Source organism: Fluviibacter sp. (assembly GCF_057744235.1).
Genome location: NZ_JBIJFP010000003.1, coordinates 1 through 22976, shown reverse-complemented (window position 1 = coordinate 22976; position 22976 = coordinate 1). Strand labels below are relative to the sequence as shown.

The window sequence follows — 22976 nt, the reverse complement described above, 5'->3', positions numbered from 1 at the left end:
GGTGATGCTGTCTCTGTAACGGTTATATCCGTTACAGAGATGTTGATGTCATTGCGGCCAATAAACCTCTGTAACGCTTATACCCGTTACAGAGGGCAATCGCGTATCATCTCCGTAACGAATATTTATAATGGAGCAATAAGTGAGCGCCCATTGCTGGACGTGTCTGGCGAGCTTTGTACCCAAGCGCAGTGATGCTCGCTACTGCTGTGTGGCGTGCCGAGTACGCGCGCATCGTCTGGCCATGTCACCGGCCAAACGAGCCCGTGTGCGCATGAAGGATGCCGCACGTCACCGCATGGCCTATGCGTTAACCGTTAAGGGGGAGGTCCGATGATTCGGCGTTATCTGTTGCTGTGCCTGTTCGGAATCGTCTTTGCCGGCGATGTTGCAGCTCAAGATGATGCTGGCTTGTCGAATGCCCAATTGGCCAGTGCGGTGTGTGCGAATCTGGCTTTGGAGACCCAAGCGGTGCTCAATGATGCAGGTGATACACACAAGTATCTTTCACCCTATATTGCCCAGGATCTGTATCAGGGTGTGATCCATCGCACCATGGCCGCGTTACCCGCCGTGGCAGCGGCCCACGTAGTGGTGCCGGAGATGTCGGCGCTGCCCTGTCAGGATACGGTCTCGGATTTCATGATGGGGATCAAGCAGCGCATGGAATATGGCCGTTTTGACCGTATGCTGTTGGATAACCGAGTGCGCATTGCCCTGTTCGGGTTCCTGGCCGTGGCGGGCTTCGCCGCTTACTGGCGTTGGTGGCGTCGGCCTAAGACAGCTGGATCTGCCTGATTATCGGGCGTTCATCTTTCCGGTTTTCTGAACGTAGGTCAGGTAGGCGACCAAGTCGGCCTGTTCCGGTGAGCCCCATTCCAGTGGGGTAGCACGAAGCGGACCTTGCAGACAGACCTGGATGACTTCGTCCAGATGAAGTTGGGCCTTGCCAAAGCGGGCCTGGGAGTTCATCGCCGGATGCGGATACGGCTTGGTAAAGTTTGGACCAAAGGTGCTGGCATCGGCATGACAGGCACTACAGGCGCGGCCATTCGTCGACAGCTTGTCACTTCGGAACAGCGTTTCGCCACGGGCAATACTGGCCGGGTCTGCGGGGTATTTGGCTTTGTAGTTGGCCGGTCGGAGGGTGGTTGGCATACCGTCATCCAGCGGGGCAGGTTTCGCCGCGAAGGCGCTGCTGACGGCGAGGATGAGGCTTGTGGCGCTGATCAGTGCAAACTGGCTTGGCAACTTCATACCACCTCCGGTGCGAATGAATTCATAAAATAGACGTTTGTGTATAAACGGCTAACCTGATGCAGTCTACAATAAAGTATCCATAAATTAACGATATCCATGGCAAGTGAGGTCGCTGGTGATTTTTCCGCGTGTTCCGAATATTCAGGGCTTGCTGGCGTTCGAAGCGCTGGCCCGTCATCGCAATGTGACGCAGGCCGCTGATGAGCTGTTTATTACCCCCAGTGCGGTGAGCCACCGGATTCGCCAGATCGAGGAGCAGCTGAAGTTCAAGCTGTTTATCCGCAAGGACTTCAGCCTGACGCCGGAAGGCGAAGCCTATCTCAAGCGCGTACGCGAAGCGCTGACCATCCTGCAGGTGACCGAGCCCCTGGGCCCAATGGGCAACCGCACGACACTGCGATTGGCTGTGACGCCGACCTTTGCCCGCCAGGTACTGATGCCACGTCTTGGGCTGTTCCGTTATGCCTATCCGGAAATCGATCTGGTGCTGCAGGTTTCGATTCCCCTCTTCAATGTGGTATCGCAGGAAACCGATCTGGAAGTACGTTTCGGACAGGGACCCTTTGCTGACCGCGAGTCGGTACACCTGATGTCGGACCATGTGTCGCCTGCCTGTAGCCCGAACTACCTGAATGAAGTTGGCGGCCTGGCCGGCTTTGATCAGGATGAGATCGTGACGCGGGCATTGCTGATTCATAGCGAGCTGGAGCCCTGGGAAGGCTGGTTTGATCACTATGTCCTGGATAAGCAGCGCCTTAAGACCACGGCCAAGTTCAATGACCTCGGCTTGCTCTATGATGCGGCCGCCGCCGGGCTGGGCGTGTGTCTGGCGCGTAGCCGGCTGGGTTCTGCCTGGCTGGAAAGTGGCCGGTTGATCCGTTTGTCTGACCATGTGATTCCGGCCTATAACCATCACTATTTATGCTGGAAGCCGGGCGTGGCCGAGCGATGGGAATGCGCCGCGTTTATCGAGTGGTTTACCAACGAGATGCGCCAACTGGCTGAATAATTCTCATCACTTGCCCAATTGTTTTCACATGCAGGGGTGCTATGGCTGTCTATAATTTTTAAAGGCTGTCTGGTGCGGGTGCCGGCAGCCCTTGCCATATTTGCAATGAAGAATAAAAGGGTAAAGGGTGAGTCATGGAAGTACGCCGTCAGAAGCAGGATGCCGAAAAGCCACTGATCGATGATATCCGTTTGCTCGGACGCATTCTGGGCGATGTGATTCGCACGCAGGAAGGTGCCGAGGTCTTTAATCTGGTCGAAGAGATTCGCAGCCTGTCTGTGGCTTTTCGCCGGGATGCTGATCAGGCGGCTGATCGCCGTCTGAAAAAACTGCTGAAGCATCTGAGTGATGAAGACTCGGTACGGGTGATCCGCGCCTTTACCTATTTCAGCCATCTGGCCAATCTGGCGGAAGACCGGCACTACATTCGTCGGCGGGCCGTGTACGAGCGGGCAGGGTGTTTGCAGCCGGGCAGTATTGATGCCGCCCTGCAAAAGCTGCACGACCATGGCAAAAGCACCAAAACCATTGCCCAGACCCTGGCACAGGCCTACGTGTCGCCGGTACTGACGGCTCATCCGACCGAAGTGCAACGTAAAAGTATTCTGGATGCCGAGCGGGACATTGCCGAGTTGCTGGCCGAGCGCGATACGATCCGAGGTGAAACCGCTACGTTGAAAAAGCCGAACCCTTTGCTCGAACGCCGCCTCCAGAGTAACGAGCAGCAGATTCGCGGGCGGGTCACGCAACTCTGGCAGACCCGTCTGCTGCGTTTTACCAAGCTGACGGTCATTGATGAAATCGAGAACGCGCTGAGTTACTACAACAGCACGTTCTTGACTGAAATTCCGCGTCTGTATGCCAATCTGGAAATGGATCTGCCGGGCAAGACGATCGCAAGTTTTTTCCGGATGGGGCACTGGATCGGTGGCGACCGGGATGGCAATCCGAACGTCACGGCAGCCACGCTGGCCTACGCCATCCACCGCCAATGTGAGGTGGCGCTGCGCCACTATTTGACAGAAGTGAAGGCTCTTGCGCGAGAATTGTCGCAATCCTCCATGATGACAGACTTTACGCCGGCGGTGGTGGCCCTGGCCGCGGCTTCGGCCGACCACAGTGAACACCGGCTTGATGAAATCTATCGTCGGGCACTGACCCGCATTCATGAACGTCTGCAGGCGACGCTGCACACTCTGGTGGTTGGTGGCGTTGTTGCAAATGAGGCGGCATCCTTGGCGTATCCGGATGCCGGCGCGTTCAAGCAGGATCTCGAGGCCATTGAAGTCTGTCTGCAAACTCAGGGCGCAGAATCCCTGGCGCTACAACGCCTGCATCCGTTGCTGCGGGCAGTGGATGTATTCGGTTTCCATCTGGCCACCGTTGATTTACGCCAGAGTTCGGACAAGCATGAAGCCGTGGTGGCGGAACTATTCGCCACGTCCGGTCTGTGCACCCACTATTCGGCGCTGGATGAACAGGCGCGCCAGGCTTGTCTGTTGAATGCGCTGAATGATGTGCGCCCGTTGCGGGTACCGACAGCGACTTATTCTGTGTTGTTTAACGACGAGCTGGCGATTTTCGAGATGGCGCGTGAGGTCATTGCCCGTTATGGCCGTATGGCGATCCGCCATTACATCATCAGCCACACGGAGACGGTCAGCGATCTGTTGGAAGTCCTGTTGCTCTGTAAGGAAATCGGCCTGATGCGGGGCACGCTGGATCGAGGAGCGGTGGTTGATCTGATTGTGGTGCCGCTGTTCGAAACCATTGCCGATTTGCGCAACGCCACGCCGATCATGCGGGATTTCTATGCATTGCCCGGTATTGCCGATCTGGTGAAGCGTTCCGGCGGCGAGCAGGACATCATGCTGGGTTACAGCGACAGCAATAAGGATGGTGGTATCTTCACCAGCAACTGGGAGCTGTACCGTGCCGAGATTGCACTGGTGAATCTGTTCGAGCAGTTGGCAAATAGCTATAACATCCAGCTGCGGATGTTCCATGGCCGTGGTGGTACGGTCGGTCGTGGCGGTGGCCCCAGTTATGAGGCCATTCTGGCGCAGCCACCGGGTACAGTGCGCGGCCAGATCCGCCTGACCGAGCAGGGGGAGGTGATTGCCTCCAAGTACGCCAATCCGGAAATTGGTCGCCGGAATCTGGAGACGCTGGTCGCCGCGACACTGGAAGCCACCTTGCTGCAGCCGACGAAGACTGCGCCGGCTGCCTTTCATGAGGTGGCCGCGGACCTGTCGGCATCCAGTACGCAGGCCTACCGTCAGCTGGTTTACGGTACAGCCGGCTTTACGGATTATTTCTTTGCGGCCACACCCCTCAAGGAACTGGCGCAACTCAATATCGGTTCGCGACCGGCATCACGAAAGGCGCTCGAGCAGATCGAGGATTTGCGGGCCATTCCCTGGGGCTTCAGCTGGGGTCAATGTCGCCTGACCTTGCCGGGCTGGTATGGTTTTGGTTCAGCGGTGGCTGATTATCTGGCGGGTGACAATACAAAACTGGCGGGTCGCAAGGCGCGCCTCGCTCTGCTGCAACGCATGTACAAGGAGTGGCCGTTTTTCCGGACGCTACTCTCCAATATCGATATGGTCCTGGCCAAGAGTGATCTGGCACTGGGCTCCCGCTACGCTGAACTGGTGCCGGACAGCCGTTTACGCAAGAAGATTTTCAAGGCCATAGAAGCGGAGTGGCAGCGCACCGTCGAGGCACTGGCTCAGATCACCGGTGAAAAACACCGGCTGACCGGCAACCCCGGTTTGGCCCGTTCGATCCGTCACCGCTTCCCGTACATTGATCCACTGCATCATCTGCAGCTGGAACTGATCCGCCGTTACCGGCTGGGGCAGGCCGGTGAGAAGGTGCAGCGTGGCATTCACCTGAGCATTAACGGGATTGCCGCCGCGCTCAGAAACACGGGTTAATGACGGCGTGAATTTTACTCATGTTGGCCGGCAAAAGGATTCATGTTGGTGCGCGAAGTTCGTTTCTATAATCACAAGATGTCATCATCGTGCAGGCACCACTTATGAACGACTCGCAACAACGTCTGATTCATGCGCTCGGGGAGGTTATTCCCGTGGCTAATCTGCTGTGGAAGCAGGAAGACACGGCGCCTTATGAATGTGATGGCCTGGCCGCTTACCGGCAACTGCCGCTTGCCGTCGCCTTGCCCGAGAACGAATCCCAGGTGCAAGCGATTCTGCGTCTATGCCTGGCGCACGGCGTGCCAGTGGTGCCGCGCGGTGCCGGCACCGGTTTGTCGGGCGGCGCCATGCCCATGGCCGAAGGGATCGTCCTGTCTACCGCCAAGATGAACCGCATTCTGGATATTGATCCGCTGAGCCGGCGTGCCATCCTGCAGCCGGGTGTGCGTAATCTGGCGATTTCGGAAGCCGCAGCCCCGTATGATCTTTACTATGCGCCGGATCCATCGAGTCAGATCGCCTGTTCGATTGGCGGCAACGTGGCCGAGAATTCAGGGGGGGTGCACTGTCTCAAATACGGCCTGACTGTGAACAATGTGATTCAGGTCCGTGCCGTACTGATGGGCGGCGAGGTGGTTGAATTTGGCACAGAAGCCCTGGATGCGCCGGGACTGGATCTGCTGGGAGTCATGATCGGTAGTGAGGGCATGCTGGCGGTCGTGACCGAGGTCGTGGTGCGCCTGGTACCGAAACCCCCGGTGGCCCGGGTGATTATGGCCAGCTTTGATGATATGACCAAAGCCGGCAATGCTGTGGCCGATGTGATTGCCGCCGGCCTGATTCCGGCCGGTCTGGAAATGATGGATAAACCGGCGACCCGTGCCGTGGAAGAATTTGTACATGCGGGGTATGACCTCGATGCCGAAGCCATTCTGCTCTGTGAATCCGATGGAACGGCTGAAGAAGTCGCCGAAGAAATCGAGCGGATGAGTGACGTACTGCGTCAATCGGGTGCCACCCGTATTCAGGTATCGGAAACCGAGGCTGAGCGCATGGTCTTCTGGAGCGGGCGCAAAAATGCGTTTCCGGCTGCCGGCCGTATCTCGCCAGACTACTACTGTATGGATGGCACCATTCCGAAGAAACATATTGCCACCTTGCTGAAGCAGATCAAGGCGATGGAAGACCGTTATGGCTTGCGCTGCATGAATGTGTTCCACGCGGGCGATGGCAATATGCACCCGCTGATTCTGTTTGATGGTTCGGATGCGGATCAGTGGCATCGGGCCGAATCCTTTGGTAACGAAATTCTGGAAGCCTGTGTGGCCCTGGGCGGCACGGTAACGGGTGAACACGGGGTAGGGATCGAAAAGATCAACACCATGTGTATGCAATTTAACGAGAAAGAGCGGGATGCCTTCTTTGGTGTGAAAGCGGCTTTTGATCCGGCCAAGCTGCTGAATCCGGACAAGGCGATTCCGACCCTGCACCGTTGTGCCGAATATGGTCGCATGCACGTGCATCATGGCCACATGCCCCATGCGGATTTACCGCGCTTCTAGATGCTGGAAGAACACCCATGAGTGATTTGACAAACGAATTGATCACGCAGATTCGCGATACCGCGGCTGCGGGTGGTCGACTATCGATTGAAGGCGGCGGCAGCAAGCACTGGTATGGCAATGCGGTCAGCACATCGACCGTGCTGCGCACCACGGGGCATAGCGGCATTGTGGATTACGATCCAGCCGAACTGGTACTGACGGCCCGTGCCGGGACCTCGCTACGCGAGCTGGAACAGGTGCTGGCTGATCGTGGCCAGATGCTGGCCTTCGAGCCGCCACGCCATCGTTGCAGTGGTGTTTCAGAGGCCACGTTGGGAGGCACGATTGCGACGGCGCTTTCCGGGCCGTCTCGACCCTTTGCCGGTGCGGTTCGTGATTTTGTGCTGGGCATGCACGTGATTGATGGCAAGGGTGACGTGCTCAAGTTTGGCGGCCAGGTGATGAAGAACGTCGCAGGCTATGACGTCTCGCGTTTAATGACGGGTTCATTAGGCGTGCTGGGTCTGATCTCCCAGGTGTCGCTCAAGGTGTTGCCGGTGGCCCCGTCGACGGCGACCTTGCGCTTCGAGATGGATGCCGCTCGTGCCAACGAACAGGTCAATGCCTGGTCGGGTCGCCCATTACCGCTTTCGGCAACCGCCTGGCAGTCCGGGGTGTTGCACGTGCGACTGTCGGGTGCGCGGGCGGCGGTCGATTCGGCGATCCAGCAGCTGGGCGGTGTTCGTCTGAATGAGGTTGATGCGGCTACGCTATGGGCGGGGTTGCGCGATCAGACGGCACCATTTTTCAGCCAGGGGTCGGCACCGGCCGTGCTCTGGCGTTTGTCGCTACCGCAGACGGCACGAGTTGTCACCGCGCAGGATCTTCAGGGTGCGGATGATCCACTGATCGAGTGGGGCGGTGCGCAGCGCTGGGTCTGGTCCACGGATACTGCAGAGAAAGTACGCGCTCTGGCACGAAGTCTGGGGGGACATGCCATGTGCTTTGATAATCGCCAGGCGCAAGGTATCGGCTTGGTCGAGGTATTCGATCAACCGTCCGCGGCATTGATGGCGGTGCATCAGCGTCTGAAACAGACCTTTGACCCGCAGGGGATTTTCAATCCCGGTCGCTTGTACCGGGATTTGTGAGGGTGATGCCATGCAGGTAACTATTTCGCCCGGATTCCGGAATGTCGACGACATCGACACCGTCAAGTCGATTATCAACAAGTGTGTGCACTGTGGCTTCTGTACGGCAACATGTCCGACTTATCAGGTACTGGGGGACGAGCTGGATGGCCCTCGCGGCCGCATCTACCTGATGAAAGAAATGGTCGAAGGTGCGCCGGTGACAGCCAAGACCCAATCGCATCTGGATCGTTGTCTGACTTGCCGTAACTGTGAGTCGACCTGTCCGTCCGGCGTTCGCTATGGACGCCTGGTAGATATCGGCCGGCGTTATGTGGAAGAACGTGTCCCCCGTCCGTTATACCAGAAGGTGCAGCACTGGCTAATTCGCGAAACACTGAGCCGTCGGGCCCTGTTTAGTGGTCTATTCGGGATTGCCCGTCTGGTGCGGCCGTTGATGCCGGCCGCGCTTAAGAAAAAAATCCAGGTGGTGCCGCCGGCAGGTGTCTGGCCAGTGAATGCGGCGCGCCAGCCGAAAGCGCCTCAGATGCTGTTGCATCTTGGTTGTGTGCAGCCGGCGCTGATGCCCAATGTGGATGCGGCGACGGCACGGGTTTTTGACAAGCTGGGTATTCATTTAATCATCGCATCCGATGCCGGGTGCTGCGGCGCCATTCGCCAGCACCTGAATGACCATGAGGGTGCACATGCCCAGATCAAGGCCAATATCGATGCCTGGTGGCCCTATGTGGAACAGGGCTTAGATACCATCGTGATCAATGCCTCGGGCTGTGGCGTGATGATCAAAGATTATGCCGAGCTACTGGCCCATGATGCCGGGTATGCCGAGAAGGCGAAGCGTATCTCGGCCATGACGAAAGATCTGAGTGAGATTCTGCCGGCCTATGCGCCAGCGCTGGAGGCACTGGTGACTGCGAAGCAGGCGGCGGGTCTACCTGAGCAAGTGACCTACCACCCGCCGTGTACGCTGCAGCATGGGCAGAAGATTCGTGGCGCGGTGGAAGTCTTGCTCGGCAAGCTGGGTGTCAACGTGCGCCTCTGTAACGAAAGCCACCTGTGCTGTGGGTCGGCCGGTACCTATGCCATGCTGCAGCCCGCTATGTCACAAACCCTGCTGGATCGGAAACTAGCCAATATTCTCAAAACATCGCCCGATGAAATCGTCTCGGGTAATGTGGGGTGTATTAACCACCTGCAGTCGGGCACCGATCTACCGGTGCGTCACTGGGTGGAACTGATTGATCGCATGATCTGAGGTTTTTATGAGTAAAAACACCACGCCGCCGTGCACCGATGTTTATTTTTTCTGCACCTGCCTCGTTGATCTATTTGTGCCTCAGGCCGGGCTGGATGCCGTGACCTTACTGGAGCGGGCCGGGGTACGCGTGCATTTTCCGGAAGATCAGACTTGTTGCGGCCAGCCGGCCTACACCAGTGGCCAGCCGGATGAGGCGAGGGCAGTCGCGCGCCAACAGCTGGATCTTTTTCCCGAGCCGTGGCCGATTGTGCTCCCTTCAGGCTCATGTGCAGGCATGATGCGGCATCACTATGCGGCTTTATTCAAAGACACCGCCGATGCTGAAGCGGCCAGCAATGTATCCAGCCGTGTCTGGGAGCTATCTGAGTTTCTGGTATCGGTATTGGGTGTTCAATTGACGGATGGCGGTGTGCCTGCGAATGTCGTCTTGCATACATCGTGTTCGGCGCGTCGGGAAACAGATGCCTTGCAAACTACCCGTGCTTTGCTGGGCCAGCTGAATCAGGTGACGCTGAAGATCCAGGATCATGAATCGGAATGCTGTGGTTTTGGCGGGTTGTTCAGCGTGCGCCATCCGGAAATCTCCGGGGGTATTGTGCGCGACAAGGTGACAGCCATTGCACAGAGTGGGGCCGATGTGCTGATTACCGGAGATTGTGGCTGCATGCTCAATATTACCGGCCATGCCAAAAAAGTCGGTACAGACATCCAGGGTTTGCACCTGGCGAGTTTTCTTCTGGCGCGCAATCTGGGTCTCAGCACGAAAGAACAATCATGACCCATGCTACAACGACTGCCCGCGAACAGATTCTGAACCGGTTGCGCTCCGCTCAACCGCCCGCATTAGCGCAACCCGATGTGTCTGGCTTCTATGCCGACCAGCCACAGGAAGATCAGCAGACGCTGATTGAGCGGCTGGTTCTGAATCTGACCAATGCCATGGCCGAGGTGCATCGCACCACATCTGCGTGTCTGGCCGGTGCCTTGACGGCGGTGATTCGGCAGAAAAAACTACAAACACTGGCGATTGGCCCGGAGATCCTGTCAGATCTGGCCTTGAGTGAATCGCTCTGTGCGGCCTGTGGCGTATTACCGGTGGTTGCAGCACATACCGAGACACCTGCACTCTTAAATGGGATTGATGCCGGGCTGACCTTATCGCGGGCATCGATTGCCGAAACGGGCACCGTGGTGCTCTGGAGTGGCCCACAATCACCACGCTTGCTATCGCTGGTGCCGCCGGTGCACATTGTGGTGGTCCAAGCCCGTCAGGTCGTTGGCTCACTGTTTGATCTGATGCAGCAGCAAGGCTGGTCAGAAGGCATGCCGACCAATGTGGTGCTGGTTTCCAGCCCGTCTAAAACAGCTGATATTCAGCAGACGTTGGCCTACGGTGCTCATGGCCCGAAGCAACTGGTCGTCATGCTCGTGGAGGATGCACGATGAGTCAACCTTTGCATTTTGTCCCGGTCAGCGAGTTTCGTGAACGCGCCAAACAGGTGGTCGCCAATCCGGATCTGCAAAAGAGCCTGCGCGGCGCTATGGATTTTCTGCAGGCCAAGCGGTCAGCACAGTTCCCTGATGATGCAGCGCTGCAGCGGCTGCGCTCGCTCGGTGAACAGATCCGGAAGTACAGCCTGGCCAGATTGCCGGATCTCCTGATACAACTCGAAAGCAAACTCACGGCGAATGGTATCCAGGTGCACTGGGCATCAACACCGGCCGAAGCCAACCGGATCTTTGTCGATATCGCCAAGCGTCATGGTGCGCGTTCGGTCATCAAGGGTAAATCCATGGTGAGCGAGGAAATTGAGCTGAACCATGCCCTCCAGGAAGTCAACATCGACGCGCTGGAATCTGATATGGGGGAATACATCGTCCAACTGGCCGATGAAAAACCGTCTCATATCATCATGCCGGCCATTCACAAGACCAAGGTGGAGATTGCCGAGCTCTTTGCCGAGCGTATTCCCGGTGTGGATTACACCGACTCCGTAGATGAGCTGATTCAGATTGGTCGTCGGGTACTCCGGGAAAAGTTTGCCGCGGCCGATATCGGCGTCTCCGGCGTTAACGTTATGGTGGCCGAGACAGGGACTCTGTGCCTCGTTGAGAACGAAGGGAATGGCCGTATGAGCACTACGGTACCGCGTGTGCATATCGCGATCACGGGTATCGAGAAGGTGGTTGAGAAGCTTGAACATGTGCCGCCCTTGCTCAGCCTGCTGACCCGCTCAGCAACGGGGCAGGCCATTACCACCTACGTGAATATGATTTCGTCGCCGCGCAAACCGGATGAACTGGATGGCCCGGATGCGGTTCATCTGATTCTGCTCGACAACGGGCGTACTCAGGCTTACGCAGACGATCAATTACGTGCCACCCTGCAATGCATTCGCTGCGGTGCCTGTATGAACCACTGCCCGGTCTATACGCGGGTCGGGGGACATGCGTACGGTACGACGTACCCAGGTCCTATCGGTAAAATTATCTCGCCCCATCTGCTGGGACTGGATGCTACTTACGGTCTGGCAACTGCCTCGACCTTATGTGGTGCCTGTGCCGAAGTGTGCCCGGTCAAGATTCCGATACCGGATCTATTGATCCGTTTACGGACCGAGGCCTATCAGAATCCGGCAACAGCCAGTGATGCGGTACGCGGTGCCGGTTCGGCCTATTCTTCCGTGGCCATGGCGCTTTGGCATGGCTGGGCGGCTACTTACCGTTACCCGAAACTCTACCGCTTGTTTACGTGGTGTGCGTCACGTTTCCGTTTTCTAACGCCACGGAAGCAAGGCGGCTGGACCATCAATCATCAGGCCATGCAGCCGGCATCGCGGCGATTCAGGGATCAGTTCAAAAATCGGGGCAACCAGGACTAGTGTCCCGGTTGTCCATTTATTTGAGGAAGTAGATGACGGTCATTGCGCTACCCACGCCGATGACCAGTCGCTTGAGCCAGATGGCCGGTAGGTAACGCGCGATGTGGGCACCGACCATACCGCCCAGTGTGGCCGTCACGACCATAAGCAGGGTATAGGGCCAGTCAATCGCACCGGCGATGATGAAGGTCAGTGCCGACACGGTATAGGTCACAGCAGAGATCCAGTTTTTCAGCGCATTGAGCTCTTGAACGTTTTCAATACCCTGGATCGCTAAGGCAGCGAGTGTCAGGATACCCTGGCCGGCACCGAAGAAGCCCCCGTACACGGTGACCAGAAACTGGAAGAAGAGACCGCCTTTGCTATGCGGCTGGTCTTCCGTTGAATGAATGCCGAGGCGGGCCTTGGTTTTGGCAACCAGGCCGCTGATCTGTTTACTAAAAGCGAAGAGGGCGGTGGCGACCAGGAGCAGCCAGGGGATGAGCTGGGTGAAGGCCTTGTTCGAGATGGCGAGCAGTAGCAGTCCGCCAGCAATCCCACCAATCGCTGCAACAATCGTCAGAGCGATTACCCATTCCCGATGTTTCGCCAGTTCACGACGATAAACCCAGGCGCTAGACAGGCTTGCCGGCCAGAGGGCCACTGTATTGCTGGCGTTAGCGGTGACCGGTGGGACACCGGCCGCCAGCAGCGCTGGGAATGAGAAGAAGGTGCCACCGCCGGCAAGCGCGTTCATCGCGCCGGCTAGGAAGGCACCGCCGGCTACCAGTAGCAGCCCCAACGGGTTGGCAAAGAAATCCATAATGACATTCTAAGTAAAAAAATGGGGTCGCAAAGCGACCCCAAATACTCCAGAGGGAGAGCGGGAGTTACTTGCCGAGTTTCCTGTGGAATGCAAACTTCGCATAGGCTTGCTCGGTGACGTTGAACCACTGGAATTCCAGGTTACGGAACTGGCGCCACGGTTCGTAAATCTTCTTGAAGTCCGGGTTCTTCGCAGCGGTTTCTTCCAGAACCTCGTTGGTGGCCTTGAAGCCGGCTTCCAGGATTTCGTTAGAAAATGGGCTGAGCTTGGCACCGGCCTTTTGCAACTTGGCGAGAGCGATCGGGTTTCTGTAATCGTACTCGGCCAGCATACGCACGTTGGTTTCGGCAGCGGCGACTTCCAGAATCTGCTGATAGATCTTTGGCAGTTTGTCCCATTCTTTCTTGTTGATCATGATCGAGAACTGGGTTGACGGCTCCCACCAGGCCGGGAAGTAGTAGTTCGGGGCAACTTTGTACAGACCCAGCTTTTCATCATCGTGCGGACCGATCCATTCAGCGGCATCGATCGTGCCTTTTTCTAGCGAGGCATAGATGTCGCCCGCAGGAATCTGCTGAGGCACAACGCCCAGCTTTTCCATGCAGCGGCCAGCGAAACCACCGACGCGCATCTTCAGACCCTTGAGGTCGGCCACAGTTTTGATGGGTTTGCGGTACCAGCCACCCATCTGGCAGCCCGAGTTACCAGCGGCCAGGCTGACGATGTTGTACTGGGCGTAAAAATCTGCCAGCAGCTTTTGACCACCGCCGTAGTACATCCAGGCATTCTGGGCACGCGCGGTCATGCCGAACGGTACCGAACAGTCGAAAGCGAAGGCTTCGTTTTTGCCGAAGAAGTAGTAGGGCGCGGTATGGCAGCACTCAACGGTGCCGTCTTTAACGGCATCCATGACCTGCAGGGCCGGCACAATTTCACCACCAGCAAAGGAACGAATTTCGAAGTTACCTTCGCTCAGTTCACCGACACGCTTACAGAAATCTTCGCCACCACCATACACGGTGTCGAGTGTCTTGGGAAAGCTTGAAGCCAAGCGCCATTTGACCTTGGGGGTGGCCGCAATTGCGGGCGCCGACGTGATCAGGGTTGCCGTGCCGGCAGCGGCGCCGATACCGACATTCTTAAGAAAATTACGACGATCCATGTTGTGTCTCCTGAGGATTTTTTGGTTGAGCCTGATTACTTCTTCTCACCGGGCTCTTCGGTTGAGAATTTGAGATTGGGTGAGCTATCGCTGCTTGGTGCAGGCGCTGTTTCCTGATCGATTTCAAGGACGATTTCGGCGTTACTGTCATCAAACACTTCCTTCTTCTCGACCGAGACGAGATCCGGGAAGGCGATGATCAGCGCGACCATGATGATCTGAATGACAACGAAGGGAATGGCACCCCAGTAAATCTGGCTGGTGGTGACCGGTTCCATGGATTTGCCGGTGATCTTATCGATGTATTTTTTGCCGGGTGCCACGGAGCGCAGGTAGAAGAGAGCGAAGCCAAACGGTGGGTGCATGAATGAGGTCTGCATGTTGACGCCAAGCAGCACGCCAAACCAGATCAGGTCGATGCCCATCTTCTCGGCCACTGGCCCAACCAGCGGTACCAGAATGAAGGCCAGCTCGAAGAAGTCTAGGAAGAAGGCCAGCACAAAGAACATGATGTTCACGGCGATCAGGAAGCCCAGTTCGCCACCGGGTAGCGAGGTCAGCAGGTGTTCAACCCACAGATCACCGTTGACACCTCGGAAGACCAGACCGAAGACCGTGGCGCCGACCAGAATGAACAGGACGAATGACGACAGTTTGGCTGTCGAGTCCACGGCCTGACGCACCAGACTCCAGTTCAGCTTCTTCTTCGACATAGCCAGCAGCAGCGCACCGCTGGCACCCATGGCACCGCCCTCGGTGGGGGTGGCAATACCGAGGAAGATGGTACCGAGCACCAGGAAGATCAGGAACAGCGGGGGCACCAGCACCAGCAGCGAGCGAACCAGCAACTTGCTACCACTAAGAGAGCGGGCTTCCAGTGGCAGCGCCGGGGCATTGCTAGGCTTGAAGAAGGCCACGAGTGCGACATAACCGACGTACATCCCTGTGAGCACCAGACCCGGAATCATGGCACCCGCGTACATATCACCGACGGAACGACCTAACTGGTCGGCCATGATGATCAGCACCAGGGATGGTGGAATAATCTGAGCCAGCGTACCTGAGGCAGCGATGACGCCGGTTGCCAATTTACGGTCGTACCCATAACGCAGCATGATCGGTAGTGAGATTAGACCCATCGAGATCACCGATGCGGCAACCACACCCGTGGTTGCGGCCAGTAGGGCGCCCACAAAAATGACGGCAAAAGCCAGGCCACCACGGATCGGGCCAAATAACTGGCCAATCGTGTCGAGTAGGTCTTCCGCCATGCCGGAGCGTTCGAGAATCAATCCCATGAAGGTAAAGAACGGAATGGCCAGCAGGGTATCGTTGGCCATAATGCCAAATACCCGGTTAGGCAGCGCCTGCAGGAAGTCCGGCGTAAACATGCCCATGCCGATACCCAGGAGGGCGAACATCAGGCCATTGGCAGCCAGGGCAAAGGCCACCGGGTAACCGGACAGCAGGAAGACAACGAGGCCGATAAACATGATCGGCGCCATGTAGTCGCCGATGAACGGGGTTAGAAAATCTAATGGCATTTTGGCGCTCCCTTATTTGTTGCCGGTTGTTGCTTCGGCAACTTCGACAGCGTCCGGCGTGGCCCCATGGCCACCACCCTTTTCAAATTCCTTACCGTCAATGAGGCCCTGCAGGAAGGCAAAGCGCTTGATGACTTCCGAAATGCCCTGCAGCAGCAGGAGCGTAAAGCTCACCGGGATCAGGAGTTTGGCTGGCCAGACAATCAGGCCGCCTGCATTGCTGGAATTTTCCATGGTGGCGATGGAGTCCCAGGCAAAGGGAATGGCCGACCACAGGATGACCAGACACATCGGAATCAGAAAGAGTAGACCCCCAATGATGTCGATCCAGGCGTGGACACGGGGTGAGTAACGGCCTGTAACCACATCAATACGGATGTGTTCGTTGCACTTTAGCGTCCAGGGGGCGCAGAGCAGGAAGGTGCCTGCAAAGAGATACCACTGCAACTCTAGCCAGGCGTTAGAGCTCATGCTGAAGCCGTATCGGATGAGTGCATTAACGGTGCTGACCAGCACCGCACCAAGAATCAGCCAGGCAGCGGCTTTGCCAATCCTGGTGTTGATCGCGTCAATCAGGCGCGAGAAGGACAGAAGTGCGTGCACGTAGAGTCTCTCTGTTATTAGGTTGTTTATAGTTGCAGCGTAGATCTCACTATAAGAGTAATCGATTACGCAAGCCATGAAAAATATTCAATACCGTTACTAGGGGTATGAAAAAAATTAGCCGGTTGAGATCTCACGCTGTAAAAAAAGAAACCCCGGCCATCAGGCCGGGGCTCCCATCGGGCCCGATTCTTATCTTAAAAGTGGGTTAGGCCGGATTCTCCTCGTCCGGGATACAGCTTTACCGGACAGCACATCCTCTCCCGTGGATGTGATAGACACTATACAGAGATAAGCTTACTGAATTATGACAAATTGGCCATGAGCTGATAAGTTATTGGTATATGAGCGCCGATAAATTGGCGCTTTTTCAAAGACACGTTGAGCAGATACCCATGAACTTGAGTAAGCACCAAAAAATCGGGCTCGTGATCGGGTTGCCTATCCTCGGGCTTGTGGCCACCTTTTTTTATCTGGCTCTTAGCCTTGATGCCGGCAAAATTGTGCAGATCGCAGCGCATCAAGTGAAATCGGTGACCGGGCGAGCGCTACAGATCCGTGGGCCGGTCGCAATCTCGTTGTTTCCACGTATTTCTGTGTCTGCTGAACAGGTGACGCTGTCGAATCCCTCGTGGGCAGCAGATCCGGATATGGTCAGTGCTGGCCGTGTGGCCATGACACTACGCTGGCTGCCGCTATTACATAAACGGATCGAGGTCGACAATGTGACCCTGGAAAAAGCTGTGGTCTCACTGCAAGCGGCACCGCCGGGACAGAACGTGGCAGGTAACTGGCTACTGGAATCTACTGCGCCAGCATCGGCACCGGGTGCTGATGACAATAGCTTTGTCTTTGATGTCGATCAGATTCATCTCAACCAGGTTCAGATTGATTATCGTGACCAGACGCAGGTGCGGTCTGAATCCGTAGCGATCAATCGCCTCGATATTTCGGCGTCCGGAATGCAGTCCGCTGTGGATGGTGCCTTCACCCTCAACAATCTACCTATAGTCCTGAAGGGTAAAACAACATCATTTTCGCGTCTGATGTCGGGTGTTGGTAGCGCTGGTGTGCCACTGGAGCTTGATCTGAATCTGACAATGGCGGGTCAGGCCGCCCAGATGCAGGGGTCCTTGAACCTGGGGTCTTCTAGCGCACCGCTGGTTGATTTGAAGATAAAGAGCCAGGCTCTAGATTTACGGCCACTCTTAGGCCCAAGGGCTAACGCGCATGCACGCCAGCAGAACCGGTCCGGACGGGTATTCAGTGATTCCCTGATCGGATTTGATCAATGGCCGATATGGCAGGGCAACCTGTCGCTCGATATTGCCGCACTCACACTACCGGATGGCCTGCTGCTGCAGCAATTGAGTGCCAAGATCATTGCGGATACGGGGACTCAGCACCCCCCCCAGGACAAGCTCACCATTGCGCCCCTGAGCTTTCAACTCGGAGAAGGGCGGGTAACGGCGACCGGTTTGGTGTCGGATATGCATGGTACGCAGCCAGCCATCCAGGTGCGCGGTTATGCCACCGGATTTACCCTCGGGCACCTGATGGCCCAGTTGGGGGAAAGTAAACAATTATCTGGTGGCCCGACGGTGATGGCGTTTCATCTGAATAGCCGCGGCGCAACACCCCATGCCATTGCCTCTCGTGTATCTGGTGAAGCACAGATCTCGGTTGGACCGGCGGTGGTGAGTAGCGCGTTGTTCAATAATAGTGGTGATTTTCTGGTTAGCGTGCTGAATGCGGTGAACCCCTTGAGGAAGAGCACTGATCAGAACGATATTCAGTGTCTGGTGGCTTATCTGCCTTTCCAGAACGGCCAAATGCGGATCAACCAGAGTGTGGGTATGCGCTCTGATCGACTGGATGTGACGCTGGATGGGAACATCGATCTCGGTGCAGAAAAGTTGGCGCTAAAAATTTACCCGCAACAACGCTCCGGACTGACAACCGGGGTCAATCCGGCCGGCCTGGTTCAGATCAACGGAACGCTGATGAATCCCAGCATGGGAATCAATAAAAGCGGTGTCGTTAAACAGGCCGCCGGCGTGGGTCTGGCCATTGTGACCGGCGGCGTCTCGCTGATCGCTCAAAATGCGGCATCTGTGGTGACGCGTTCTAATCCCTGTGATAACGTCTTGCGGCCCTGGCCACAGGTGGCTGGTGGCCTGGCCATTACTCATTGACAAGGAAGATTGTCTTGAAAGTTCGTATTTCTGTTCTGGTGTTGTCTGCTCTGGGTTCGTGTTCAACCGTCACCACTGTTAATGCACAGCAGGCACAGGCTGTAGAACTACGCCCATCGCCGGTATCAGAAATTCCACCGCAGTATCGTGCCGATGCCCCGCGTCCACGCAAGCCCTATGTGGTGCGTTATACCTGCCCGGAAAGCGGACGGCTCTTCGTGACGTTTGATAACGCCCAGCAAACAGCGACCATCGAAAGTGGTAACACCACCCGTTACCTGCGCCAGGCGTTGAGTGCAAGTGGTGCGCGTTACGTGAATTCGGACCAGTCCTTTGTCTTCTGGATCAAAGGTCAGGATGGCACGATTAATGGTCGCGAGACCTGCGTGGCAGATTGACGGCGCGTCGTTCGTTTTTTTGTAGCATCTCCAGATACCACGGAAATTCCAGACACAGCTTGCGTTCCAGTTCTACAGCGACCGGTTTCAGCCGGTGCCACATGGGATGAAAGTCCGGATTCTTGAAGGCAAAGGCAATCTGGTTGCCCCCATCACGGACTTTGAGTGACAGTACACGGTCATCAAAACAATGGGCCAGCTGCGCCAGCGGATCGTCGTATCCGGCTTTGTCGCCGGCCAGGTTCATGACCAGAATGCCGTTAGCCGAGAGTTTATTGTAAGCCTGTGCGTAGAAATCCGGGCTGGAGAGTTCGGGCGCAATCCCCAGACCATCAAAGGCATCAACCAGAATGATATCCGTCCGCAGATCATGTGCGGGTAGATAGGCGGCGGCATCGGCACAGAGAATCCGGAAGCGATCATTATCTGCCGGTACCCTGAAGGCATCACGGAAGGCGATCACATCCGGATCGATTTCTACGACCGTGATATCGGCTCTTGGCAGATGCCGGTGGCAGAATTTAGCCAGCGAACCGCCGCCCATGCCGAGTAACAGCAAGCCTTTGGGCCGTGGATAAAACGGCAGGAAGGCCATCATTTTGCGTGTATAGGCCAGATCAAGATGGTCCGGGCGATTGATTTGCATGCTGCTCTGCACCAGACTCAGCGTGAAATACAGGCTGAGTAGCCCGTCGTACTCCACCAGAAAGGGCCGTCCGTAAGTGCCGCGCTTCAGTTGTTCGGTCAGCTTGGCGGCATCAGAGGTCGGTGGTTCGAGGAGACGAACCACACCCAGTTCGGTATCAAATGGGCTGGGGAGTTCGAAAAGCGCAGCAGTCATACCGACAGTATAATCGGGGGTCTTTTACGAAACACAGGTAGGATGTGCTCTATGGCAAACACCCGATCCAAACAGATGGAATCCCTCATTTTTGCCAGCCGCTGGTTGCAAGCGCCGTTGTATCTGGGTCTGATCGTTGCCCAGGTCGTTTATGTCTATCAGTTCATGATCGAACTGAAGCACCTCGCCGTTGGCGCATTTACAGAGCATATTAGCGAAACCGTCATCATGCTCTCGGTACTTGGCCTTATTGATGTGGTCATGATCGCCAACCTGCTGATCATGGTAATTGTTGGCGGCTACGAAACCTTTGTGTCGCGTCTGCATCTGGACGACCACCCGGACCAGCCCGAGTGGTTGTCGCATGTCAATGCCGGGGTGTTGAAAATCAAACTCTCGACGGCCATCATCGGGATCTCATCGATCCACCTGCTCAAAACCTTTATCAATGCCGCCAATCTGGATAACCATACGATCCTGTGGCAGGTCATCATTCACATCGTGTTCCTCTTCTCGGCACTGGCCATGGTGCTGGTCGACAAGCTCATGAACCAGTCGCTGCTGCTCAGTCGGGCGGCACATGAAGCGCACTGACTTTATTGGAGTGGGTATGTCCAAGAACACTTTAGCGCATTTGCGACGCCTGGTCCGACAAGGTGCGATTGGATTCATGGCAGGGGCTGCCGTGTTCGCCTCAGCTGCCGATGTGTCGCTGCCCAAACCCGGTGTCCACCTTGATGGTTTGATCTCTGCACCGATTACGGTGATCGAGCCACACCGTTCAACCCCATTGAAACCTGTCGAAGCGACCTACACAGGGTATCCGGCAGTGCCGTTACTTGATACTTGGCTGGGTGAGGGCTGGCGCAGATCCGATGCACGGATCGGCTTTGAAGCGATGGATGGATATCTTTCCATCGTGCCGGCCGCCCGTTTGTTAAAGTACCCGGCCTATCTGGTCTATGCGCGTGCTGACGGCGATGATTTCAGTGTGGAAACGCCGCCCTTAAATCACCGGGTCAGTCTGGGGCCGTGGTATCTGGTCTGGGATAATCTCCTGCATCCGGAACTGCAAGCGGACGGCGCCACTTATTGGCCCTATCAGGTGACTAAGGTGACCGTCATGGATGCCAACCGTCTGGCACGGTTATATCCACCGATGTTGCCGGAGCGTTACCGTGCCGGAGCGGCGCTCACCGAGAAATATTGTCTTTCGTGCCACCAGATCAACGGCGTTGGCGGCAGCAAATTGCCGATTGACCTGGGGCAGTGGGCTAGCGGGCAATCGTTTGCCCGTTTTGCCACCTGGGTACTGGATCCTTCGGGTAAAAATCCGCTGACGGCCATGCCGGCACTTGCGCCAGAACGCCCGGCCGCTGAGCGCCAGATGATGGCCCGGCAGATTTATGGCTACTTGCGTGCTGTTGGTGCCCTCGGTAGGTAATTACTGGCCGGATTTGAGAATAATGACGCCACCAATAATCATGGCGGCACCCAGCCAGCGGATCAGAGATGACTGCTCGCCAAAGAGCAAAATGCCCAGCATGAAGGTGCCAGCTGCGCCGATGCCGGTCCAGACTGCATAGGCTGTGCCAATGGGAATCGCCTTCTGGGCCAGCCAGAGTAACCATGCGCTCAGCACAATGGACACGCCGGAGAACCCGAACCAGGCGATCTGACGGAGACCGTCATTGGCTTGCGCCAGTTTATAACCGAGCGGCCAGCCAATTTCACAGATGCCGGCCAGAATGAGTAGAAACCAGGGGTTGCTCATAGAGATTCTCAGTAGCCGGATTGCGCACAGCTGAGCGTGCCGGCTCGAATGGCACGCATAAAGACGTCGTAATCGGCCAGATTCTGCTGGGCGTAGGCTTTGGCAAAGCGGACGAGGGCATCGTCCAGACGTTCGCTTTGGCCGCAATACCCAGCCAGCAGCGCCGGGTCGCCGGAGCGGGCATGGGCATTGGCCAGGGCCCAGCCGAATAGGGATGCATAATCCGGGAATTCGGCAACGCCAATATCCCCCTTGCCACTACCGATCGATATCCCGCCCTTCATGTCGCGTAGTTGGCGGACATAAAAGTCGCTATCCCGGGTCGTGCCATAGCCTAGAAACAGATCTGGTGCTCCCTGGATCAGCCGTTGGCCATGAACAACCCGTTCTCCCTGCGAACGGAACTGCTTGTCCGGAAAATAGGGTGCCAGCACCGAGCGTAGCGAACGCTTAGTCTGCAGGAAGAGCGGGTCTGAACCATCAATACCCTCCATGTAGAGGATCCAGCAGCCCAGACCGACACTGCCGATGCCAACCACTTTACGCGCGTTGTCAACGAGCCGGTAGCGCTCCAGAATATGACGACGGTCGGATGGCAGAGAGCGGGCATAGGTTCTCAGCCCTTCGTCCATAACATCCGGGATGGGGGTGCCGTACATCGTTTTGTCCAGATGCATGACAAAAGGCGGGTTCTCGATAAAGCGTTGTTGAGAATCGACAGTTTCTATCAGCTTACCGAGCACACCCTGGTTGGTATTTTGACGGGCCTTGGACATCTGGCTTTCGACGTAGCGGCATGCGGCATCAGTTGCTCCGGTTGTTTTGGCACGGTGCATAATGCGCTCATCATCAATATACGATCGGGCGAGCTCAATATAGGGGGTTTCTGCATAGCGTGCCAGATATTGGCGATACTTGACGCTCATGCGCCTGATGATGAGCTCCCCGAAGACATCATCCTGCCCAAGCGCATGGGCGGCAATCATGGCGCTGGCCGCCAACCGTTTCAGATCCCAATCAAAATTTCCGGGGAGTGTTTCGTCAAAATCGTTGATACCGAAGACCAGCCGCCGCTCTGCCGTGGAAAAAAAACCGAAGTTGCTGACGTGCATATCACCGCAGAGCTGCACGTTGATGGGCACGGACGGTAAGGGGGCTAGATCGTGGGCCATGATGGCTGCGCCGCCCCGGAAGAATGCAAAAGGATCCGCAGCCATCCGGGCGTGACGGATGGGAATCAGTTCCGGGATTCTCGATTCGGCCTGACGGTGGATGATATTGACCGCATCCAGACGACCATGTTGTGCTCGGTAATCGCCCAGCGACGTGCGTGGCGTTTTCTGGCGATAGGCTTTGCCCATGGCCAATCGCGTTTTAATCGAGCTGGGTGTTCGCAGGAATGATTTGAGGGTGTCGTGTGCCATAGCGTCATGATGCCGCAAGCCGGGCTAACTGGGAAATGTCGCAGTGTGTGGTGGTGATACAACATTTTTGCTGTATTGCACAAAATTTTCTTGACAGGGGATTTGGGGGCTCTATAATTCATTATGTTGCAGCGCACAATTCAGTGCTTTAACGAGTTCTGAGATAACGCTGTAAAGATGAAGA

The 22976-nt window shown here is 56.4% G+C and carries 22 protein-coding genes; 14 read left to right on the top strand and 8 right to left on the bottom strand.

Annotated features, from left to right (window positions below):
• The first annotated feature begins 142 nt into the window (after positions 1-142).
• Both AC3GOJ_RS02830 and AC3GOJ_RS02825 read left to right on the top strand, forming a co-directional pair.
• Positions 143-337, top strand: a complete 195-nt coding sequence (locus tag AC3GOJ_RS02830; RefSeq protein ID WP_488235953.1) for a hypothetical protein — start codon at positions 143-145, stop codon at positions 335-337.
• Positions 334-798, top strand: a complete 465-nt coding sequence (locus AC3GOJ_RS02825) for a hypothetical protein (RefSeq protein WP_488235952.1) — start codon at positions 334-336, stop codon at positions 796-798. The genes AC3GOJ_RS02830 and AC3GOJ_RS02825 overlap by 4 nt, the downstream gene beginning before the upstream one ends.
• Here AC3GOJ_RS02825 and AC3GOJ_RS02820 read toward each other — a convergent pair whose 3' ends face one another.
• Positions 799-1257: a c-type cytochrome gene (locus AC3GOJ_RS02820; RefSeq protein WP_488235951.1), complete on the bottom strand. Its 459-nt coding sequence runs from the start codon at positions 1255-1257 to the stop codon at positions 799-801. It abuts the gene before it with no gap.
• Positions 1258-1375: 118 nt separating this feature from the next.
• Between AC3GOJ_RS02820 and AC3GOJ_RS02815 the strand changes: the two genes are divergently transcribed.
• The 8 genes from AC3GOJ_RS02815 to AC3GOJ_RS02780 all read left to right on the top strand — a co-directional run bounded on the left by AC3GOJ_RS02815 (position 1376) and on the right by AC3GOJ_RS02780 (position 12046).
• The gene (locus tag AC3GOJ_RS02815; protein WP_488235950.1) at positions 1376-2269 is read left to right on the top strand and encodes a LysR substrate-binding domain-containing protein; all 894 of its coding nucleotides are present in this window, start codon (positions 1376-1378) and stop codon (positions 2267-2269) included.
• Between the two features lie 134 nt (positions 2270-2403).
• Positions 2404-5208, top strand: a complete 2805-nt coding sequence (ppc, locus tag AC3GOJ_RS02810; RefSeq protein ID WP_488235949.1) for a phosphoenolpyruvate carboxylase — start codon at positions 2404-2406, stop codon at positions 5206-5208.
• A 104-nt stretch (positions 5209-5312) separates the two neighbouring features.
• Positions 5313-6773 carry an FAD-linked oxidase C-terminal domain-containing protein gene (locus AC3GOJ_RS02805; RefSeq protein WP_488235948.1) on the top strand — a complete coding sequence of 487 codons (1461 nt, stop codon included), beginning with the start codon at positions 5313-5315 and terminating at the stop codon, positions 6771-6773.
• Between the two features lie 17 nt (positions 6774-6790).
• A complete protein-coding gene (gene glcE / locus AC3GOJ_RS02800; RefSeq protein WP_488235947.1) occupies positions 6791-7906 on the top strand; it encodes a glycolate oxidase subunit GlcE in 1116 nt (371 codons plus the stop codon).
• Between the two features lie 10 nt (positions 7907-7916).
• Complete coding sequence (gene glcF / locus AC3GOJ_RS02795; protein ID WP_488235946.1) at positions 7917-9161, top strand: glycolate oxidase subunit GlcF; 1245 nt, start codon at positions 7917-7919, stop codon at positions 9159-9161.
• Between the two features lie 7 nt (positions 9162-9168).
• Complete coding sequence (locus AC3GOJ_RS02790) at positions 9169-9942, top strand: (Fe-S)-binding protein (RefSeq protein ID WP_488235945.1); 774 nt, start codon at positions 9169-9171, stop codon at positions 9940-9942.
• Positions 9939-10610, top strand: coding sequence for a LutC/YkgG family protein (locus tag AC3GOJ_RS02785; protein WP_488235944.1), 672 nt, complete (start codon positions 9939-9941; stop codon positions 10608-10610). Before AC3GOJ_RS02790 ends, AC3GOJ_RS02785 begins: the two co-directional genes overlap by 4 nt.
• A complete protein-coding gene (locus tag AC3GOJ_RS02780; RefSeq protein ID WP_488235943.1) occupies positions 10607-12046 on the top strand; it encodes a LutB/LldF family L-lactate oxidation iron-sulfur protein in 1440 nt (479 codons plus the stop codon). Before AC3GOJ_RS02785 ends, AC3GOJ_RS02780 begins: the two co-directional genes overlap by 4 nt.
• Before the next feature lie 16 nt (positions 12047-12062).
• Here AC3GOJ_RS02780 and AC3GOJ_RS02775 read toward each other — a convergent pair whose 3' ends face one another.
• The 4 genes from AC3GOJ_RS02775 to AC3GOJ_RS02760 all read right to left on the bottom strand — a co-directional run bounded on the left by AC3GOJ_RS02775 (position 12063) and on the right by AC3GOJ_RS02760 (position 16160).
• Complete coding sequence (locus AC3GOJ_RS02775; protein WP_488235942.1) at positions 12063-12848, bottom strand: sulfite exporter TauE/SafE family protein; 786 nt, start codon at positions 12846-12848, stop codon at positions 12063-12065.
• Positions 12849-12915: 67 nt separating this feature from the next.
• Positions 12916-14013: a TRAP transporter substrate-binding protein gene (locus AC3GOJ_RS02770; protein WP_488235941.1), complete on the bottom strand. Its 1098-nt coding sequence runs from the start codon at positions 14011-14013 to the stop codon at positions 12916-12918.
• Positions 14014-14048: 35 nt separating this feature from the next.
• A complete protein-coding gene (locus AC3GOJ_RS02765) occupies positions 14049-15557 on the bottom strand; it encodes a TRAP transporter large permease (RefSeq protein WP_488235940.1) in 1509 nt (502 codons plus the stop codon).
• A gap of 12 nt (positions 15558-15569) precedes the next feature.
• The gene (locus tag AC3GOJ_RS02760; protein ID WP_488235939.1) at positions 15570-16160 is read right to left on the bottom strand and encodes a TRAP transporter small permease subunit; all 591 of its coding nucleotides are present in this window, start codon (positions 16158-16160) and stop codon (positions 15570-15572) included.
• Positions 16161-16555: 395 nt separating this feature from the next.
• On the opposite strand from AC3GOJ_RS02760, the gene AC3GOJ_RS02755 reads away from it, so the two are divergent.
• Both AC3GOJ_RS02755 and AC3GOJ_RS02750 read left to right on the top strand, forming a co-directional pair.
• Positions 16556-18355: an AsmA family protein gene (locus AC3GOJ_RS02755; protein WP_488235938.1), complete on the top strand. Its 1800-nt coding sequence runs from the start codon at positions 16556-16558 to the stop codon at positions 18353-18355.
• Positions 18356-18369: 14 nt separating this feature from the next.
• Positions 18370-18753 carry an MliC family protein gene (locus AC3GOJ_RS02750; protein ID WP_488235937.1) on the top strand — a complete coding sequence of 128 codons (384 nt, stop codon included), beginning with the start codon at positions 18370-18372 and terminating at the stop codon, positions 18751-18753.
• Here AC3GOJ_RS02750 and AC3GOJ_RS02745 read toward each other — a convergent pair.
• Entirely contained in the window at positions 18722-19594 is an 873-nt protein-coding gene (locus tag AC3GOJ_RS02745; protein WP_488235936.1) for a fused MFS/spermidine synthase, read from the bottom strand. The genes AC3GOJ_RS02750 and AC3GOJ_RS02745 overlap by 32 nt on opposite strands.
• A gap of 51 nt (positions 19595-19645) precedes the next feature.
• On the opposite strand from AC3GOJ_RS02745, the gene AC3GOJ_RS02740 reads away from it, so the two are divergent.
• Together AC3GOJ_RS02740 and AC3GOJ_RS02735 are read left to right on the top strand one after the other, a co-directional pair.
• Positions 19646-20188 carry a TIGR00645 family protein gene (locus AC3GOJ_RS02740; protein WP_488235935.1) on the top strand — a complete coding sequence of 181 codons (543 nt, stop codon included), beginning with the start codon at positions 19646-19648 and terminating at the stop codon, positions 20186-20188.
• A 16-nt stretch (positions 20189-20204) separates the two neighbouring features.
• Entirely contained in the window at positions 20205-21038 is an 834-nt protein-coding gene (locus AC3GOJ_RS02735; RefSeq protein ID WP_488235934.1) for a hypothetical protein, read from the top strand.
• On the opposite strand, the gene AC3GOJ_RS02730 is transcribed toward AC3GOJ_RS02735, so the two are convergent.
• Positions 21039-21368, bottom strand: a complete 330-nt coding sequence (locus tag AC3GOJ_RS02730; RefSeq protein WP_488235933.1) for a DMT family transporter — start codon at positions 21366-21368, stop codon at positions 21039-21041. It lies immediately after the preceding gene.
• Positions 21369-21376: 8 nt separating this feature from the next.
• Entirely contained in the window at positions 21377-22792 is a 1416-nt protein-coding gene (locus tag AC3GOJ_RS02725; protein ID WP_488235932.1) for a DUF2252 domain-containing protein, read from the bottom strand.
• Positions 22793-22976: the final 184 nt, after the last annotated feature.